Source organism: Enterobacter sp. Y17 (genome assembly GCF_019730495.1).
In the GTDB taxonomy this organism is placed as follows: Bacteria; Pseudomonadota; Gammaproteobacteria; order Enterobacterales; family Enterobacteriaceae; genus Enterobacter; species Enterobacter asburiae_B.
On the sequence record NZ_JAASKP010000001.1, the window covers coordinates 2650702 to 2667310 of the forward strand.

Genomic DNA, 16609 nt, shown 5'->3' on the forward strand with positions numbered 1-16609 from the left:
AATCAGAGTTAAAGCGAGGGTTAACGAAATGAGGTTTACGGGTAAAAAAAGCCCCCTTCCAGGGAAGAGGGCTTTAAAAGCTTAGTTACCGCCGAACATGTCTTTAATCCAGCCCGCGACACCGTCGCTGTCTTTCTTCTCATTCTGCTGCTGCGGCTGTTGCTGCTGCGGCTGCTGTGGCTGAGAAGACTGGTCGAACGGGTTACCCGTTGGCTGTTCTGGCTGGCTTTGCTGGCACAGCGAGTCCGGGTTTGCGGTCCAGACAGGCAGCGTACGCATCCCGCCGCCGCAGACGAAGTTACCGGAGCTGTCAACGCCCATATCGACGATATCTTCCGGCGCAACCAGATTCAGCGGCACAGGAGACTGATTCGCCAGATAGCGCTGGTAAATCGACATCGCCCCGCTCGCGCCGTACAGCTTGGTCGGCTGGTTGTTGTCGCGGCCTACCCAGGTGATCACCACTTCACGGCCATCAATACCGGCGAACCAGGTATCGACGTTGTTGTTGGTGGTCCCGGTTTTACCCGCCAGATGCAGACCCGGATACTTCGCGCCCAGCTGACGGCCGGTACCGCGCTGCACGACCTGCTGCATCGTCCACAGCGTCATATAGGCGGCCTGAGCAGGAACGGCACGCTCCGCCTGCGGGAAGCTCTGATAAAGCACGGAACCATCTTCGGCAATCACTGAGCGCAGGGCAGACAGCGGCGCGCGGTTGCCCCCGCTGGCAATGGTCTGGAACGCCTGCGCCACTTCGATCGGCGTCAGGTTAAGCGCACCGAGGATCATCGCCGGCACCGGATGCAGCTGATCTTTCGCCACGCCCAGTTTTTGCCAGGTATCGACAATCGCCGGCAGTCCCAGCGACATGCCCAGGTTCACCGTTGGCACGTTCATGGAACGGGTCAACGCATCCACCAGCATGACCTGGCCGCTGAACTGTTTATCATCGTTCTGCGGTGACCAGACCTGGCCGTTAGGCTGGCGCAGGGAGATCGGCGCATCCGCAATCCAGGTATTCAGGCGATACTGATTTGGCTGGCTCAGGGCTGTGAGGTAGGTTGCCGGTTTTGCCAGAGAGCCGATTGAGCGACGCGCCTGCATGGCGCGGTTGTAGCCCGCAAACTGCGGCTCGGCACCGCCCACCATCGCGCGCACTTCGCCAGTGTTACGGTCAACCACCACCATCGCGGTTTCCAGATCGGAGAGCTTACGCTGTTTCTTCAGTGCCGGAATGCCTTCCACAGCCGCTTTTTCGGCCGCATCCTGCGCCACGGAGTCAAAGGTAGTGAAGATCTTCACGCCGGAGAGATCTTTGACCTTATCACCGAGCTTGCTTTGCAGCTCCTGACGCACCAGCTGCATAAACGCAGGCTGAGGCGAAATCACGCCGCCGCGCGGCTGAACGCCGAGCGGACGCGCGCTCAGCATGTCGTACAGCTCCTGGTCAATCACCTGCTGCTGTTGCAGCAGACGCAGAACGAGGTTACGACGCTCCAGCGCCAGTTTCGGGTTACGCCACGGGTTATAAATGGACGCCCCTTTCACCATGCCCACCAGCAGCGCCTGCTGGTCCAGGCTCAGCTCTTCCACCGGGCGGCCAAAGTAGTACAGACTCGCCAGCGGGAAGCCGCGGATTTCGTTATCGCCGCTCTGACCGAGGTACACCTCGTTCATGTACAGCTCAAGGATACGATCCTTGCTGTAGCGCGCATCCATCAGCACGGCCATGTAGGCTTCGTTCGCTTTACGCCAGTAAGAGCGTTCGCTGGAGAGGAACAGGTTTTTCACCAGCTGCTGGGTCAGCGTACTCGCTCCCTGCACGGTGCGACCGGCAGTCAGGTTAGCCAGTACCGCACGGCCAATCGAGTAGAGGCTGATGCCATCGTGCTCGTAGAAGTGACGATCTTCGGTTGCCAGCAGGGTATCTACCAGCAGATCCGGGAAGCCGTTACGCGCCACGAACAGGCGCTGCTCGCCGTTTGCTGACGAAAGCATGGTGATCAGACGCGGATCGAGACGGAAGAAACCGAACTGACGGTTGTTATCCATGTTCTCGATGGTGTCCAGACGATCGCCGTCAAAGGTCAGACGCGCACGCACCTGCCCCTCTTTGCTGTCCGGGAAATCAAACGGACGACGAATCATCTCAATGCTGTTGGACTGCACGGTAAATTCGCCAGGCCGCGTCATTTTTGATACCTGACGATACTGGGTGGCTTCCAGCAGTTTAACCATCTCGTTCTTGGTGATGGACATATCTGGCTCAAGGTTCACCATACGGCCATACACTGCCGCAGGGAGCTGCCAGACTTTACCGTCGATACGGCTACGGATCTTCTGATCCAGATACACGCCGTAAATCGCCATCAGGACAACAAAAACAATAAACAGCTTCAGCAGCAGCCAGAACCAGCCGCGCTTGCCCCGAGGCTTACGCCCTTTGCCTTTTCCATTACGCGGCATCGGTTCTTCATCCTCATAATCGTCTTCATAGTCATCGTCATAGTCCTCATCTCTGAGGCGACGACGGCTTACCTTTTCTTTCGCCGGACGCGTTGGTTTTCCCTTACGTCCTATTGGCTCGCGGTCATTCCCCGCCATGCTTTTTCTCCGCAACTTTCAGGCGCAAAGGCCAGATTTTCTTTTCTTTCACAGGCCTGTGAAAGAAGAAATCTCTCAAAATAAACAGCAAGACTTTCCTGTCAGGAAAGTCTTTAGTGTTTTCTCCCTCTCCCCGTGGGAGAGGGCCGGGGTGAGGGCATCAGGCCGCACTCCCTCTTTCACCTAACCTACGAATATTTCTTCGTTCGCCGCGTCGGCGCCGTATTCGCCGGATCGTCCGGCCAGACATGTTTGGGATATCGCCCCTTCATCTCTTTCTGCACTTCACGGTAGCTTCCCGCCCAGAACGCTCCCAAATCTCGGGTGATTTGTAATGGACGATGCGCAGGCGACAGCAGCTCAAGCACTAACGGCACACGCCCTTCCGCAATGGACGGCGTGGTGGCTTCACCAAACATCTCCTGCATCCGAACCGCCAGCGCCGGCGGATTATCCTCATGATAACGGACGGCAATCCGGCTTCCGGTCGGCACAGTGTAATGCCCTGGCAGTTCACTATCCAGACGTTGACGTAATGACCAGTCCAGTAAATTCTGTAACGCGGTCTTAACATCAAGCGCCTTAAGGGCTCGCAGAGAGTGTACGCCGCTCATTTGCGGCAGTAGCCAGCGCTCAAGCGTAGCGAGCAGCGTCTCGTCATCCACCGCAGGCCAACCGTATTCCGGTAGCCACTTCGCGGCGCAGTGCAGACGAATGCGGTACTGCTCCGCTTCCGGCGTCCAGTTCAGGGCGCTCAGCCCTTTTTCCCGAATTCCGTTCAGCATCGCCTGATGAAGCTCGTCTTCCGACGGCTTCGCCAGCGGCTTCGTCCCAAGCGTCAACTTGCCAATCTGGCTGCGACGAAAGGCCTTCAGCGTGCCCTGGGCGTCATCCCATTCCACGGTATCAGATTGCTGAAGCAGCTGCGGACAGGCACGCGTCAGGGCGTCAATCTCTACGGCAATCGCCAGCAGGATACGCGCATCCGGAGAATGGCTGCCCTGCAGCAACAGCGGGGCGATCAGCCATTCGTGACGCGTCAGCGCGTCATCGCTGTCCAGCATCGCCCCCATACCGTTTGCCAGCTGGTAGCGACCATCCAGCCCGCGCCGACGCGCAATCCTGTCCGGGAAAGCCTGGGCCAGCAGGAAGGCAATCTTATCGCTGTCAGGCGCACCTCCCCGGCTATTCAGGCGTTTACTCAGCTGCTGCGCCCGCTGCTGCCAGTTCCCCTGGCTGCGCGAAAACGCCTGCCCCAGATCGCTGCTGCCACCGCGAGGCGGCTCCTCAAGAATAGCCGCCAGTTTTGCCGCCGTGGCAATTTCATCATCCCCTTGCGCGGCCACCAGCATCGCGGCCAGACGCGGATCGTTGCCCAGCGCCGCCATTTTCTGGCCGCGCGCCGTCAGACGCTCGCCTTCCAGCGCGCCAAGCTGTGTCAGCAACGTGCGCGCAGCGGTGAGGTTTACGACAGGAGGAGGATTAAGCCAGGTGAGCTGCTCAGGGTTCGGGCAGCCCCACTGCAGCAGATCCATCACCAGACCAGACAAATCGCTTTGTAAAATTTCCGGCGTGCTTTGCTGTGCGGCGCGTTCAGCCTGCTCCGCGCTGGTCAAATGCAGGCAGATGCCCGGCTCAAGACGCCCCGCGCGGCCCGCGCGCTGCACCATCGACGCCTGGCTGATGCGCTGCGTCAGGAGTTTAGTCAGCCCGGTACGCGGGTCAAAGCTTGCCACTCTCTCCTGCGCGCTATCCACCACCAGGCGAATCCCTTCAATAGTCAAACTGGTTTCAGCAATGTTGGTTGCCAGCACCACCTTGCGCTGCCCCGCCTGTGCGGGAACAATCGCTTTACGCTGATCCTGCAGCGACAACGCGCCGTAGAGCGGGCAAAGCAGCACGTCGCCGCCTACGCGGGTAGAAAGCTGCTCCTGCACGCGCTGGATTTCGCCCACGCCCGGCAAAAACAGCAGCAGGGAACCGGCTTCCTGGCGCAGCAGCTCAGCGGTGGCAATGGCGACGGCCTCGTCAAAACGCTGGTGGGAGGGAAGCGGCTGATAGCGGCGTTCAACCGGAAACGCCCGCCCTTCCGAGCTGATGACCGGCGCATCGGGTAATGCCTGTCGTAGCCGCTCGTTATCCAGCGTGGCCGACATAATAAGCAGCCGGAGATCGTCGCGCAGCCCCTGCTGCACGTCCAGCAACAGCGCGAGGGCCAGATCCGCCTGCAGGCTGCGCTCGTGGAATTCATCGAGGATCACCAGCCCAACGCCGTTCAGCTCCGGATCGTTTTGCAGCATGCGGGTGAGAATACCCTCGGTGACTACTTCAAGACGCGTGTTCGGACCAACGCAGGCCTCGGCACGCATCCTGTAACCTACCGTTTCGCCCGGTTTTTCATTCAGCAGTTCCGCCAGACGCTGCGCCACGTTGCGCGCGGCCAGCCTGCGCGGCTCCAGCAGGATAATTTTCCCGCTGATGTTTCCGTCTTTCAGAATCTGCAGCGGCAGCCAGGTGGACTTGCCCGCGCCCGTAGGGGCATTCAGCAAAACCTGCGGGGCATGGTGTAAGGCAGCGAGAAGCTCAGGAAGAATGACGGCGACCGGCAATGAGGACACTAACAGCTCCAGAGGGTTAACATTAGTCGGCGTACATTGTAGCATCGGCGCATATCATTACCGAGTCCTCCGTATGCCTGAGTCGAAACGGCTGTTTTTTGCCATTGAATTGCCCACCACCATACAGCGTCAAATTGTTCGCTGGCGCGCCGATTGCTTTCCGCCGGAAGCGGGCCGCCCTGTCGCGGCGGCCAACCTGCACCTGACGCTGGCCTTTTTGGGCGACGTCAGTGCCGAAAAACAGCGGGCGTTAGCCGCAATGGCCGGGCGTATTGCCCAGCCGGAATTTACGCTGCATCTCGACGACGCGGGTCAGTGGCCGCGTTCGCGCGTGGTCTGGCTGGGAACGCGCCAGCCGCCGCGCGGATTGTTACAGCTAGCGAATATGCTGCGCGCCCAGGCGGCGCGCAGCGGCTGTTATCAGAGCCCACAGCCGTTTCATCCACATATCACGCTGCTGCGCGATGCCGGTCAGGCCGTTGCCATCCCGCCGCCGGGTTTTCACTGGGCCTTTCCGGTCAACGCATTCGCGCTTTACGAATCCGTCTTTGCACAGGGACGCACCCGCTATACGCCGCTACAGCGCTGGACGCTGGGCAACACCGAAAGGAATTCTGATGAAGTTTAGTCCTCCCCTGCAGCACGCTACGCTTATCCAACGCTACAAACGCTTCCTCGCCGACGTGATCACCCCCGAAGGGGTTCAGCTCACCCTGCACTGCCCCAATACCGGCGCCATGACGGGGTGTGCGACGCCAGGTGACAGGGTCTGGTATTCCACATCAGAAAATAGTAAACGCAAATATGCCCATACCTGGGAAGTGACCGAAACCCAAAACGGGGCATTTATTTGCGTTAATACCCAGCGCGCAAATCAGCTGGTTAAGGAAGCGCTGACCCTTGGCGCCATTCCCGAACTGGTGGGATATGGCACGCATAAAAGTGAAGTGAAATATGGCGATGAAGGCAGCAGAATTGACTTCATGTTACAGGCGGAAGACAGGCCCGAGTGCTATATTGAAGTAAAATCAGTGACGTTAGCGGAACAGGAAAATGGCTACTTCCCGGATGCGGTAACGCTGCGTGGCCAGAAGCATCTGCGAGAGCTAATGAGTGTTGCGGCGGCGGGCAAACGCGCCGTATTGCTGTTTGCGGTGTTGCATTCAGCCATTGAACGTTTCTCCCCTGCCCGCCATATTGATCCTAAATACGCGCAATTGTTGAATGAGGCACAAAAGCAGGGGGTAGAGGTTTTCGCTTATAAAGCGGAACTTTCTGCCGATAATATGACTCTGAGATCCTCTCTTCCCATTGTCTTGTAAGGGATTAGACGATTGTCGAATAAGTGTTCTGGCCGCGTGCGCAAATACGCTTTTCCTCACAGGCTTGTCAAGTGTTACGTTTAGATAATTGCCATACGGAAAAGCATCTGCTATTTATAGCGACCTGATTTTTCCCCCAACACGGGGATCGATAGTGCGTGTTAAGGAGAAGCAACATGCAAGAAGGGCAAAACCGTAAAACATCGTCCCTGAGTATTCTCGCCATCGCTGGGGTGGAGCCGTATCAAGAGAAGCCGGGCGAAGAGTATATGAACGAAGCCCAGCTGTCGCACTTCAAGCGTATTCTTGAAGCATGGCGTAATCAACTCAGGGATGAAGTCGATCGCACCGTTACTCATATGCAGGATGAAGCTGCCAACTTCCCGGATCCGGTAGACCGTGCCGCTCAGGAAGAAGAGTTCAGCCTCGAACTGCGTAACCGTGACCGCGAACGCAAACTGATCAAAAAGATCGAGAAAACGCTGAAAAAAGTCGAAGACGAAGATTTTGGCTACTGCGAATCCTGCGGTGTTGAAATCGGTATTCGTCGCCTGGAAGCGCGTCCAACCGCCGATCTGTGCATCGACTGTAAAACGCTGGCCGAAATCCGCGAAAAACAGATGGCCGGTTAATACCAGCGCTGTTTACACACTCCAAAGGCGGGAGTCTCTCCCGCCTTGTTACTGTTGATATGTCTGAATCACACTATATTGGGCGCTTCGCGCCATCTCCTTCCGGTGAATTACACTTCGGCTCATTAATTGCCGCGCTCGGCAGCTACCTGCAGGCTCGCGCCCGCCTGGGAAAATGGCTCGTACGCATTGAAGATATTGATCCTCCGCGTGAAGTTCCCGGTGCTGCAGAGACGATTCTGCGTCAGCTGGAACATTACGGTCTTCACTGGGATGACGAGGTGCTCTGGCAGTCAAAACGTCACGATGCCTATCGGGAACGTCTGGCCTGGCTTCGCGAACGGGGGCTTTCCTATAACTGCACCTGCACCCGCGCGCGTATCCAGAGCGTGGGTGGCGTCTATGACGGCCACTGCCGCACGCTTAATCTTCCCCCGGAAAATGCCGCCGTACGTATAAAGCAGCGCTCCCCGGTGACGCACTTTAACGATCTCCTCTCCGGTGAGGTTCATGCCGATGAGCGTCTGGCGCGTGAGGATTTTATTATTCACCGCCGTGACGGCCTGTTTGCCTATAACCTGGCGGTGGTCGTCGACGATCGTTTCCAGGGCGTGACGGAAATTGTGCGCGGGGCGGATCTGGTCGAACCGACCGTGCGACAAATATCGCTGTATCACCAGTTTGGCTGGACGGCCCCGGACTATATTCATCTGCCGCTGGCGGTCAATGCGCAGGGCTTTAAATTGTCAAAACAGAACCACGCCCCGGCCCTGCCAGACGGCGATCCGCGTCCTGTTTTGATCGACGCGCTGCGATTTCTCAACCAGAATGTAACCAACGAATGGCAGGATCTGCGTATTGACGAACTGCTGAAAATGGCCGTTGCCAACTGGACGCTCGCGGCAGTGCCAAAAATCCAGCATTCTCAAATGCGTTGCGCTGAGCTATGATTAGCCGCTTTTTTCATAACAAAACACACTACGAGGTGTACCATTTTTACCCGAGTCGCTAATTTTTGCCGTAAAGTGCTAAGCCGCGAAGAGAGCATGGCGAACGATGCTATTGCACAGACACACATGTCGGTTATTCCGCGTGAGCAGCACACTATTTCCCGCAAAGATATCAGTGAAAATGCCCTCAAGGTGCTCTATCGTCTGAATAAAGCGGGCTACGAGGCCTATCTCGTGGGCGGTGGAGTGCGTGATTTACTGCTGGGCAAAAAACCAAAAGATTTCGACGTGACGACCAGCGCCACGCCTGAGCAGGTGCGCAAATTATTCCGCAACTGCCGTCTCGTTGGCCGCCGTTTCCGTCTGGCTCACGTGATGTTTGGGCCGGAAATTATCGAAGTGGCGACCTTCCGCGGCCACCACGAAGCCGGCGCATCCGATCGCACCACGTCACAGCGTGGCCAGAACGGCATGCTGCTGCGCGACAATATCTTCGGCTCTATCGAAGAAGATGCCCAGCGTCGCGACTTCACCATTAACAGCCTTTATTACAGCGTGGCGGATTTCACCGTGCGCGATTACGTCGGCGGCATGCAGGACCTGAAAGAAGGTCTGATCCGTCTGATCGGCACGCCGGAAACGCGCTATCGTGAAGATCCCGTGCGCATGCTGCGCGCCGTGCGTTTCGCCGCCAAGCTCAATATGCGCATCAGCCCGGAAACGGCTGAGCCTATTCCGCGTCTGGCGACGTTGATTAACGACGTGCCGCCTGCCCGCCTGTTTGAAGAGGCGCTGAAGCTGCTGCAGGCTGGCCACGGCTTTGAAACCTACAACCTGCTGCGCGAATACAACCTGTTCCAGCCCCTCTTCCCGACCATTACCCGCTACTTCACCGAAAGCGGTGACAGCCCAATGGAGCGGATGATTGCGCAGGTACTGAAAAATACCGATACCCGTATTCGCAACGACATGCGCGTCAATCCGGCGTTCCTGTTTGCGGCGATGTTCTGGTATCCGCTGCTCGAAACGGCCCAGCGAATTACCCAGGAGAGCGGGCTTGCCTACTATGACGCCTTCGCGCTGGCCGCAAACGACGTGCTGGACGAAGGGTGCCGTACGCTCGCTATTCCAAAACGTATTACCACGCTGGTGCGCGATATCTGGCAGCTTCAGCTGCGCATGTCCCGTCGTCAGGGCAAACGCGCCTGGAAGCTGATGGAGCATCCAAAATTCCGCGCCGCCTTCGATCTGCTGTCGCTGCGTGCTGAAATTGAACGCAATCAGGAGCTGCAGCGCCTGACGCAGTGGTGGGCCGAATTCCAGGTTTCCGCACCGCCGGAGCAAAAAGACATGCTCACCGGGCTGGATGAAGAGCCGGAACCGCGTCGCCGCCATCGTCGTCCGCGCAAACGCGCGCCGCGTCGTGAAGGGACAGCATGACCCTCGCGTATATCGCCATCGGCAGCAATTTAGCCTCTCCGCTGGAGCAGGTGAACGCTGCCGTACAGGCGCTGGGGGAGATCCCGCAAAGCAAGATCGTGGCGGTCTCCTCTTTCTACCGCACGCCGCCGCTGGGTCCGCAGGATCAGCCTGATTATCTCAATGCCGCCGTGGTGCTGGAAACTGCCCTTGATGCCGAAACGCTGCTGGATAACACCCAGCGCATCGAACTGCAGCAGGGCCGCGTACGCAAAGCCGAGCGCTGGGGACCGCGCACGCTGGACCTCGACATTATGCTGTTTGGTCACGAAACCATTAACACTGAACGTCTCACCGTTCCGCATTACGACATGAAAAACCGCGGGTTTATGCTCTGGCCGCTGTTTGAAGTCGCCCCCGATCTCATCTTCCCGGATGGCATCCCACTCCGGACCATTCTGGACAACCTCAACGCGGAAAGACCCGCCCGCTGGTGATCCGGTTCCTCTGCCGATTAACCTCAAAATAATTATGGCTAATCGGTTACCTAAAATCATTGTTCCCCCGAATGTTACTGTTAGAATGCGCAAAGATTCGCTTTTGGGCTATCAGGAAACAGTATGAAACCAACCACCATCTCCTTACTGCAGAAATGCAAACAGGAAAAAAAACGCTTCGCCACCATCACCGCGTATGACTACAGCTTCGCCAAACTCTTTGCCGAAGAGGGTATCAACGTCATGCTGGTCGGAGATTCGTTAGGGATGACGGTACAAGGACATGATTCCACCCTGCCGGTCACGGTTGAGGATATCGCTTACCATACGCGTGCGGTGCGCCGCGGGGCTCCAGCCTGCCTGCTGCTTTCCGATCTGCCGTTTATGGCCTATGCCACGCCGGAGCAGGCATTCGAAAACGCGGCAGCGGTCATGCGTGCTGGCGCTAACATGGTCAAAATTGAAGGCGGCGCCTGGCTGGTGGATACGGTGAAGATGCTCACCGAGCGCGCCGTGCCGGTGTGCGGCCATTTGGGCCTGACGCCGCAGTCCGTCAACATCTTTGGTGGATATAAAGTGCAGGGCCGCGGCGATGCAGCCCAGACGCTGCTGGATGATGCTCTGGCGCTGGAAGCCGCAGGTGCACAGCTGCTGGTGCTGGAGTGCGTGCCGGTTGAGCTGGCGAAGCGTATTACTGAAGCCCTGTCGATTCCGGTGATTGGTATTGGCGCAGGCAACGTGACCGACGGTCAGATCCTGGTGATGCACGACGCCTTTGGCATCACCGGCGGGCATATTCCGAAGTTTGCCAAAAATTTCCTCACCGAAGCGGGCGACATGCGCGCTGCGGTCAGGCAGTATATTGCCGACGTTGAATCCGGTGTTTACCCGGGTGAAGAACACAGTTTCCATTAAGGAGTCTCGTTGTGCTAATCATTGAAACCCTGCCGCTGCTGCGCCAGCATATCCGTCGTGCGCGTCAGGAAGGTAAACGTATCGCACTGGTCCCGACCATGGGCAACCTGCATGACGGCCATATGAAGCTGGTTGACGAAGCAAGAGCCCGTGCAGATATCGTGGTGGTCAGTATCTTCGTTAACCCAATGCAGTTTGACCGCGCCGACGATCTGGCACGCTATCCGCGCACCCTGCAGGAAGATTGCGAGAAGCTCAAAAAACGCCATGCGGATATTGTCTTCTCTCCGGCACCGGCGGATGTCTATCCTCAGGGTACCGATGAGGCCACTTACGTTGACGTACCGGGCATTTCCACCATGCTGGAAGGCGCAAGCCGCCCGGGTCATTTCCGCGGCGTATCGACCATCGTCAGCAAGCTGTTCAACCTGGTGCAGCCGGACGTTGCCTGCTTCGGTGAGAAGGATTTCCAGCAGCTGGCGCTGATCCGCAAGATGGTTGCAGATATGGGCTACGATATCGAGATTGTCGGCGTACCGATTGTACGCGCGAAAGACGGTCTGGCGCTCAGCTCGCGAAATGGCTACCTGACCGCGGACCAGCGTAAAATCGCGCCGGGCTTAAGCAAGGTCATGAACACCATGGCAGAACAGCTGCTGGCGAAAGAGTTAACGGCCGAAGAGATTATTGCTCTGGCTGAACAGGCGCTGAACGATAAAGGCTTCCGCGCTGATGATATTCAAATTCGCGATGCCGATACGCTTCTGGAGCTTACACAGACCAGCAAACGTGCGGTCATTCTGGTGGCGGCATGGCTTGGTCAGGCCCGCCTAATCGACAACAAAGTGGTTGAACTGGCGTAGGTTTCTCTACCCGGAAGATGAAAGGTAAACGTAATGATTCGCAAAATGCTGCAAGGTAAGCTTCACCGTGTGAAAGTCACCCAGGCCGACCTGCACTATGAAGGCTCCTGCGCCATCGACCAGGATTTCCTTGATGCTGCGGGCATCCTTGAAAACGAAGCGATTGATATCTGGAACGTTAACAACGGCAAACGTTTCTCAACCTACGCCATCGCCGCCGAGCGCGGGTCTAAAATCATCTCCGTTAACGGCGCGGCAGCGCACTGCGCGGACGTGGGCGATATTGTGATTATCGCCAGCTTCGTGATGATGTCTGATGAAGAAGCGCGCCGCTGGCAGCCGAAAGTTGCCTACTTTGAAGGCGACAACGACATGAAACGTACCGCGAAGGCGATTCCGGTTCAGGTTGCATAAGCACTATCCCTGCGGCTGATTGCTGATCAGCCGCGACATGGTCTCCAGCGAATCCGTTCTTAAGATGTACAGGCGTTTCAGTAAGAACGGATTATCCCCCGGCTTCACCTTCCCTTTCACCGTCGTCACCGCCAGATGGAAACCGGCATCATTCGCCGCCTTTATCGCTTTATTGTCGTAGCCGCCAAACGGATAGGAAAGATAGAGCACGCGTGGATTAAACTGCGCCAGCGCGCGACGCGAGCGTTCAAAATCAAACAAAATCACGTGATAGCTGCGGCTCAGTAAAATCGGGTGCTTATACCCATCCACGCGGTGCAGGAAGTGGGTGTGGGACTGAATATCGAACACATCCTGAATCCCCTTAATCTCCTGCACGCTCATAAACTGCAGCGATTTTGGATCCCACTTCTGCGGATGGCCTTTTATGCGGGAAGAGATAATAAACGCGGTAGCCTTGAAGCCGTACTCTTTCAGCACAGGATAGGCATAGCGGCTGACGGATTTCAGGCCGTCGTCAAAGGTAATCACCACCGATTTTGCAGGCAGGTTCATTTTGTTACGCACGTACCCTTCAAGCTGGTACATCGTCAGGGTGGTATAGCCCTGATCGCGTAGCCAGGCCATCTGGTTGTTGAACGCACGTACGCTGGTCGTTGTGGACGTATGTCGAAAGCGCGTGTTTTCTTCATCACGCAAAATATGATGGTAGGTCAGAACCGGAAGGCCGTTATCTTCCTGCGCGTCCAGGCTGCTGATCCACGCCAGACGATTGCCGATGCGGATCTGGAACCAGGTCTGATTCAGCCGGTCTTTCAGTTTATTCAGTATGGGATAGCGCAGATTGGCGCTTAACGTGCCGAACGGCGCGCTGCCGCTCGACGGCGCGTTATACACCGGCGTGTCTTTCCAGGTAATGAGGTTCTGATTGCTCAGGGGCTTATTGAGATCCCCAAGGCTGTCCTCGACGCGCTGTTTCCCCTGAACCGGCTCCAGGTGCCCCTTGTCGATAAACCCCGTGCCAAAACCGAAGCGAAATTCGTAGTAGTCCGCCGCCGCGGGCACGACGGCCAGGATCTGCCCGGCGCGCACGTTACCGACGTTGATCACGCTGTTCCCCACCTGCGCCCAGATCGCCGCGTCTTCGGTGGTTTGCATGTACTGGGCAGGCAGCGTGTGCTGACTGAGTAAACTGGCTGAGCTGACGCCGGAAATGAGCATCAATAGCAAGAAAAGAATGCGCGGTAGCATGGTGTCTTAATCGGTGCGGAAAACTGCCGCTATTGTAACAAATGAGACATCAATACCCACGTTTAATTCTTATACAAATCGTGGAGCAGGACGAAGGGAGGATTTTTTTGCTGCTGATGCCACAAGCTGCTGACGCCCGGAACGCCCTGCGCCACGATGGCCTGGCGAAACTCTGCGCTGCTTAAGGATCCACGCTGCGGATACATTAACGCCAGCAGGGAGAGGTTAATACCCGAGATCACTTCACAGCACGCGTGCTTATGGCTCAGCAACGCGGCTGCGCGATAAGGCGCCGCGCCCGATTTATCGGTAAGAAAAATCACGCCATCCCCGGTGTCCGTTTCATGCAGGGCATCGCACATCATGCGGCTCAGCATGTTGGTGCTCAACCCGCGCCAGTAGTTTACCGCCCGGCATTGCACCAGCGGGCCAAATCTGGCTTCAAGCTTATCCAGCATTTCCTGCGCCTGTTCATCGTGGCAGGTGATAACCCATCCCAGCATAACTCCCTCCTTAGCAGGCAAGTAGTTTAGCGGAGTGAAGGTTAGCTTACGGTGATAACTGTCAAAGAAAGTGCCCGGCAAACAGAGCGTCGCCGGGCAAAAGATTAGCTGCGCAGCCCGCGTCCGCGCTGGATCAGCGACCAGCAGAGCAGGTAGAAGGCGATGATGAACACCACCAGCACCGCCACCGTGGTAAACAGCGGCACATCGGTGATGCCGAGGAAGCCAAAGCGGAACCCGCTGATCATGTAGACAATCGGGTTCAGGTGCGACAGCGCCTGCCAGAACGGTGGCAGCAGCGTCAGGGAGTAGAACACCCCGCCGAGATAGGTCAGCGGCGTCAGCACGAAGGTCGGGATCAGGCTGATGTCGTCAAACGTTTTGGCGAACACGGCGTTCAGCAGACCGGCCAGCGAGAAGAGGATCGCCGTCAGAAGCAGCGTCAGCGCGACAAACAGCCACGAGTGGACCTGGAACGGCACGAAGAACAGCGAAATCGCCGTGACCAGGATCCCCACGCACAGCCCGCGCGCCACGCCGCCGCCGACATAGCCCGCGATAATGACGTGCGTCGGCACCGGCGCGACCAGCAGCTCTTCAATATTGCGCTGGAACTTGGCGCTGAAAAACGACGACGCCACGTTGGCGTAGGCATTGGTGATCACCGCCATCATGATCAGGCCCGGCACGATAAACTGCATATAGGTAAAGCCGTGCATCTCACCAATCCGGGAGCCAATCAGGTTACCGAAGATGATGAAATAGAGCGTCATCGTGATGACCGGCGGCACCAGGGTTTGCACCCAGATACGCATAAAGCGGTTGATCTCTTTCGCCCAGATACTTTTCAGCGCGACCCAGTAAAGATGCGTCATGCCTTGTCTCCTTGTTTGTCATGTACCAGAGAGACAAACAGCTCTTCCAGTCGGTTCGCTTTGTTACGCATACTTAAAACCTGAATCCCCTGCGCGCTCAGCTGTGAGAACACGCTGTTAATCCCCTGCTCGCGCAGCACTTCCACTTCCAGCGTTGAGGTATCTACCAGACGATAGTTGTAACCTTCAAGTTTTGGCAGCGCGCTTTTCGCCGCCAGATCGAGAATGAAGGTTTCGGATTTCAGCTTGGAGAGCAGATTCTTCATCGAGGTGTTTTCCACCAGCTCGCCGTTCTGAATGATGCCGATATTGCGGCACAGCATTTCAGCCTCTTCCAGATAGTGGGTGGTCAGAATAATGGTGGTGCCTTTGTCGTTGAGATCTTTCAGGAAGCCCCACATGGAGCGACGAAGTTCGATATCAACACCCGCTGTCGGTTCATCGAGGATCAGCAGCTTTGGCTCGTGCATCAGCGCACGGGCAATCATCAGGCGGCGCTTCATCCCGCCGGACAACATGCGCGCGCGTTCGTTACGCTTTTCCCACAGATCGAGCTGCTTAAGGTATTTTTCGCTACGCTCGAGGGCCTCTTTACGCTCAACGCCGTAATAGCCCGCCTGGTTAACGACAATTTGCTGCACCGTCTCGAATGGGTTGAAGTTGAACTCCTGCGGAACCAGGCCCAGCTGGCGCTTGGCGTTCACCACATCTTTTTGCAGGTCGTACCCAAAGACGCTCACCCGGCCGGACGTTTTATTGACCAGCGAGCTGATAATCCCAATGGTGGTCGATTTCCCGGCCCCGTTCGGCCCCAGAAGCGCGTAAAAATCGCCGGCCTCTACTTTCAGATCTATTCCGCGTAGCGCCTGAACGCCACCCGGATAGGTTTTTTTAAGCTGCTCAAGCTCCAGTGCAATTGCCATGAAATTAACTTACCTTCAGTTCTTACACACGTTGTGTGGTTTCATTAAAAGTCGGGTTACCCTATAGTAGCGCAACGCAATAACTCGGTTACAGGTCGCTAACCTCCATGAACAACATAGATACACTCATCAGCAACAATGCACTATGGTCAAAAATGCTGGTGGAGGAAGACCCCGGATTTTTTGGAAAACTCGCGCAGGCTCAGAACCCACGCTTTCTCTGGATTGGATGTTCCGACAGCCGCGTACCGGCGGAGCGCCTGACCGGCCTTGAACCCGGTGAACTGTTTGTTCACCGCAATGTCGCCAATCTCGTGATTCACACCGATCTCAACTGTCTTTCTGTTGTTCAGTATGCCGTGGACGTTCTGCAAGTCGAGCACATCATCATTTGCGGCCATTATGGCTGCGGCGGCGTGCAGGCGGCGGTTGAAAACACGGAACTGGGGCTCATTGATAACTGGCTACTGCACATCCGCGATATCTGGTTCAAACATAGCTCACTGCTGGGCGAAATGCCGCAGGAGCGTCGTATGGATACCCTTTGCGAACTCAACGTGATGGAGCAGGTGTATAACCTGGGCCACTCAACGATCATGCAATCAGCGTGGAAACGCGGGCAGAAGGTCTCTATCCACGGCTGGGCGTACGGGATTCACGATGGCCTGCTGCGCAATCTGGAAGTGACCGCCACCAACCGCGAAACGCTGGAGCAGCGTTACCGTTCGGGGATTGCCAACCTTCAGCTTAAGCATGTAAATCATAAATAAAGCCGGGGATTTTCTCCCTCTCCCTGTGGGAGAGGGCCGGGGGTGAGGAC

General features: G+C 56.8%; 16 protein-coding genes. 10 read left to right on the plus strand and 6 right to left on the minus strand.

Annotated features, from left to right (window positions below; genetic code table 11):
* Nucleotides 1-81: 81 nt before the first annotated feature.
* On the minus strand, nt 82-2607 hold the full coding sequence (gene mrcB, locus HCH49_RS12510; RefSeq protein WP_033144661.1) for a bifunctional glycosyl transferase/transpeptidase: 2526 nt from the start codon (nt 2605-2607) through the stop codon (nt 82-84).
* Nucleotides 2608-2795: 188 nt separating this feature from the next.
* Entirely contained in the window at nt 2796-5225 is a 2430-nt protein-coding gene (hrpB, locus tag HCH49_RS12515) for an ATP-dependent helicase HrpB (protein WP_221702755.1), read from the minus strand.
* A 73-nt stretch (nt 5226-5298) separates the two neighbouring features.
* Between hrpB and thpR the strand changes: the two genes are divergently transcribed.
* From thpR to panD, 9 genes are all read left to right on the plus strand, one after another.
* Complete coding sequence (gene thpR, locus HCH49_RS12520) at nt 5299-5853, plus strand: RNA 2',3'-cyclic phosphodiesterase (RefSeq protein ID WP_023310437.1); 555 nt, start codon at nt 5299-5301, stop codon at nt 5851-5853.
* Nucleotides 5843-6547, plus strand: coding sequence for a DNA/RNA nuclease SfsA (gene sfsA / locus HCH49_RS12525; RefSeq protein WP_039260626.1), 705 nt, complete (start codon nt 5843-5845; stop codon nt 6545-6547). Before thpR ends, sfsA begins: the two co-directional genes overlap by 11 nt.
* A gap of 176 nt (nt 6548-6723) precedes the next feature.
* Nucleotides 6724-7179, plus strand: a complete 456-nt coding sequence (gene dksA, locus HCH49_RS12530; protein ID WP_001155232.1) for an RNA polymerase-binding protein DksA — start codon at nt 6724-6726, stop codon at nt 7177-7179.
* A 59-nt stretch (nt 7180-7238) separates the two neighbouring features.
* Nucleotides 7239-8129: a tRNA glutamyl-Q(34) synthetase GluQRS gene (gene gluQRS, locus HCH49_RS12535; protein WP_221702756.1), complete on the plus strand. Its 891-nt coding sequence runs from the start codon at nt 7239-7241 to the stop codon at nt 8127-8129.
* 42 nt (nt 8130-8171) lie between these two features.
* Nucleotides 8172-9569, plus strand: coding sequence for a polynucleotide adenylyltransferase PcnB (gene pcnB / locus HCH49_RS12540; RefSeq protein ID WP_221702902.1), 1398 nt, complete (start codon nt 8172-8174; stop codon nt 9567-9569).
* Complete coding sequence (gene folK, locus HCH49_RS12545; protein WP_033144656.1) at nt 9566-10045, plus strand: 2-amino-4-hydroxy-6-hydroxymethyldihydropteridine diphosphokinase; 480 nt, start codon at nt 9566-9568, stop codon at nt 10043-10045. The genes pcnB and folK overlap by 4 nt, the downstream gene beginning before the upstream one ends.
* A 123-nt stretch (nt 10046-10168) precedes the next feature.
* Complete coding sequence (gene panB / locus HCH49_RS12550; protein ID WP_023310432.1) at nt 10169-10960, plus strand: 3-methyl-2-oxobutanoate hydroxymethyltransferase; 792 nt, start codon at nt 10169-10171, stop codon at nt 10958-10960.
* Between the two features lie 11 nt (nt 10961-10971).
* Entirely contained in the window at nt 10972-11823 is an 852-nt protein-coding gene (gene panC / locus HCH49_RS12555) for a pantoate--beta-alanine ligase (protein WP_023310431.1), read from the plus strand.
* 33 nt (nt 11824-11856) lie between these two features.
* Nucleotides 11857-12237 (plus strand): aspartate 1-decarboxylase, encoded by a 381-nt coding sequence (gene panD, locus HCH49_RS12560; protein WP_006810068.1) that lies wholly within the window; start codon nt 11857-11859, stop codon nt 12235-12237.
* Between the two features lie 3 nt (nt 12238-12240).
* Here the strand turns inward: panD and HCH49_RS12565 are convergent, their stop codons facing one another.
* From HCH49_RS12565 to HCH49_RS12580, 4 genes are all read right to left on the minus strand, one after another.
* A complete protein-coding gene (locus tag HCH49_RS12565; RefSeq protein WP_045355167.1) occupies nt 12241-13488 on the minus strand; it encodes a polysaccharide deacetylase family protein in 1248 nt (415 codons plus the stop codon).
* A gap of 62 nt (nt 13489-13550) precedes the next feature.
* A complete protein-coding gene (locus HCH49_RS12570; protein WP_023310429.1) occupies nt 13551-13991 on the minus strand; it encodes a PTS sugar transporter subunit IIA in 441 nt (146 codons plus the stop codon).
* 104 nt (nt 13992-14095) lie between these two features.
* Nucleotides 14096-14866, minus strand: coding sequence for an ABC transporter permease (locus HCH49_RS12575; RefSeq protein ID WP_023310428.1), 771 nt, complete (start codon nt 14864-14866; stop codon nt 14096-14098).
* On the minus strand, nt 14863-15789 hold the full coding sequence (locus HCH49_RS12580; protein WP_032660633.1) for an ABC transporter ATP-binding protein: 927 nt from the start codon (nt 15787-15789) through the stop codon (nt 14863-14865). The genes HCH49_RS12575 and HCH49_RS12580 overlap by 4 nt, the downstream gene beginning before the upstream one ends.
* Before the next feature lie 107 nt (nt 15790-15896).
* On the opposite strand from HCH49_RS12580, the gene can reads away from it, so the two are divergent.
* Nucleotides 15897-16559, plus strand: a complete 663-nt coding sequence (can, locus tag HCH49_RS12585) for a carbonate dehydratase (RefSeq protein ID WP_008501947.1) — start codon at nt 15897-15899, stop codon at nt 16557-16559.
* Nucleotides 16560-16609 lie beyond the last annotated feature (50 nt).